Origin of the sequence: Amycolatopsis sp. NPDC049253 (assembly GCF_040678995.1) — a bacterium.
GTDB lineage: Bacteria > Actinomycetota > Actinomycetes > Mycobacteriales > Pseudonocardiaceae > Amycolatopsis.
The window spans coordinates 1-2,406 of sequence record NZ_JBFAQX010000073.1 but is presented as its reverse complement, the minus strand read 5'-3'; the positions used below and the strand labels follow the sequence as shown (position 1 = coordinate 2,406).

At 65.7% G+C, this 2,406-nt stretch carries 2 protein-coding genes; one reads left to right on the top strand and one right to left on the bottom strand.

From position 1 onward, the window contains the following. Positions 1-307: 307 nt before the first annotated feature. Positions 308-1,288 (bottom strand): YafY family protein, encoded by a 981-nt coding sequence (locus AB0K15_RS47955; RefSeq protein WP_364067912.1) that lies wholly within the window; start codon positions 1,286-1,288, stop codon positions 308-310. 64 nt (positions 1,289-1,352) lie between these two features. Between AB0K15_RS47955 and AB0K15_RS47950 the strand changes: the two genes are divergently transcribed. Beyond that, the gene (locus tag AB0K15_RS47950) at positions 1,353-2,204 is read left to right on the top strand and encodes a nuclear transport factor 2 family protein (protein ID WP_364067910.1); all 852 of its coding nucleotides are present in this window, start codon (positions 1,353-1,355) and stop codon (positions 2,202-2,204) included. Positions 2,205-2,406 lie beyond the last annotated feature (202 nt).

The following is a 2,406-nucleotide window of genomic DNA, read 5'->3' as shown; positions in this document are numbered from 1 at the left end:
GGCCTTGAACTGAGCGCTGAATCTCCGACGCTGCTCGGGCATACACCCATCCTCTCAGACAGGAGGCCCTGTCCAAGATCCTTGGTACACCCCAGCCGCTTCGGGCAAGTAGATGTTCTTTGGGTGCTCAGCGAGTGCCGGCGAACCAGGAACAAGCGTGCGTGCAGCGCAGCGGTAGTAGGTCCGACTGCCTCGCGGTGTTCCTTCCATCTTGCGCTGGCAGCGCGTAACACCGCACCCGGCCGCGAAACGCGTACGTCCACTTCGCCGGTATGGGGTGTCGTCTGGTGCTGGATGGTCCGCACCTTCAGACAGATCTTCGGTAGATGCGAATCAAGGCGTCGAGTGTTTCGGCGATGTGTTCGCGGAGTTCGGCCGGGGCGAGGATCTCGGCGTCGGCACCGAGTTTGAGGCATTCGGTAAGGGCTTGTTCAACGGACTCGATCGGGATCGTCACCCGAGTCCAGCCGTCGGGATCTGGGGGAGTAGCTGTCCGGTGCGCCGCGTCGATCATGGCGGAGTCCCACAAGTGTGGCAACTGGTCGACGATCCTTGGAGACAGACGGAGAGTCGCCTGGTCCTGGTAGCGGCGCGCGTCGAAGGATTGCAGGTAGTGGCGCCAGTAGCCGGCCAGGTCGAACCCGCTGGGCCGGTCGAAGTGCTCGTCGAGGACACGGAGATCCACGATCCGCGCGACGCGGTAGGTGCGGACTTGCTCGCCGGCACCCGCCACGAGATACCAGTGCCCGGCTTTCAGCACGAGCCCGTACGGTTCCACGGTCCGGGTGATCTCGCGGGGTTCGGCCCAGCGCAGGTAGCGCATTCGCACGGCGCTGCCCTTCCACACCGCGTCCGCGACTGCGCTCAGGTGCAGCGGGCGGTCGCCATCGCGGTACCACGCGGGGGCGTCGAGGTGGAACCGCTCGGCGATCCGGCCGGCCCGGTCGCGTAGTTCGGCGGGCAACGAGGCCATGAGTTTGAGCTGGGCGGCGGCCACGACGGTGGCCATGCCGAGGTCGGCCGCGGCTGTGGGCAGCCCGGTCAGGAACAGCGAGTCGGCCTCATCGGCGGTCAGCCCGGTCAGCCGCGTACGGAAACCTCCGAGCAGCCGATACCCGCCGTCGTGACCCGGTTCGCCGTACAGCGGCACACCCGCCGCGCTGAGGGACTCCACATCGCGGTAAACGGTGCGTACAGACACCTCCAGCGCATCGGCCAGCTCTTGTGCCGTCATCCGTTCCCGGGTCTGCAGGAGCAGGAGGATGGACACCAGCCGGCTCGCGCGCATGCGGTGAAGTCTGCCTCAATCCACTGACACAGGCTGTCAGTGGAGCCGCACTAGCGTCCCACCCATGGACATGGACATCGACAAGTTCGTCGAGCGGTACGTCGCAGTGTGGAATGAGCCCGACCCGATCGCGCGCCGACGTGCCATCTCTCAACTGTGGGACCCGGACGGCGTCGAGACCACCGACTCCGCGCGATACCACGGTCACGCCGCCCTCGATGCCCGGATCACCGAAGCTCATACCGATCTGGTGCGGGACGCCGGATTCGTCTTCCGGTCCGCAAACGACGCGACCGGCCACCACGACACGGTCACCTTCACCACCCACATGATCCCCGCGGCCGGAGGGGACATCGCCTGGTCCGGCCGCATCTTTCTCACTCTCGGCGAGAACGGGCTGATCCGGCACGAATACCAGTTCGCCATGGACACCCCGACCGAATCGAAAGCAAGCACTCGTGCCACGACGGAGAAGTTCCTTCGCCGGCTGGGCGAGGGCGACCCAGACGAGATCGCCGAACTGTTCGCCGAGCGGGTCGACTGGCAGTTGGACTGGCCGGGCGGCGGCCACCCGGCGGTGCCGTGGATCCGTCCTCGCTTCACCCGCGCCGACGTCGCCGACCACTTCCGGGAGATAGCGGCTTTCCACGTCCCCGAAAAATCGGCCGGAACAGTGTCCCGCGTCCTCATCGATGGAACGGAGGCAGTGGTACTCGGCGACATCCGGCAGACGGTGAAAGCCACGGGTAAGCCGTACACGGCCCTGTGCGCGCTCCACCTCACCATCCTGGACGGACTGATCACCCGCTACAGTGTCTACGAAGACAGCCTCACCGTCGCCGAATCCCTCTCCGACCAGCCGGTACTACCTGCCCTCACCCATCGCCAGGCTCCGCTACCGGTATTCGAGCGTTAGGCACGGCGAGCACCGGTCATGGGTTCGCGGAGGGTGCAGCACGCGGCGCTTCGGCACGCCCAGCACAGAGATGAGCCTTGGCATGCCAGCGACCAAGGATATTCCGTCTTAGAGATCAGTTCGGAATGAGTTTGCGTAGGCAGATGACTGAGCAGGCCAGACTCATGATGGCTTGGTGGACATCGGCTCGGCGTTCGGTGCG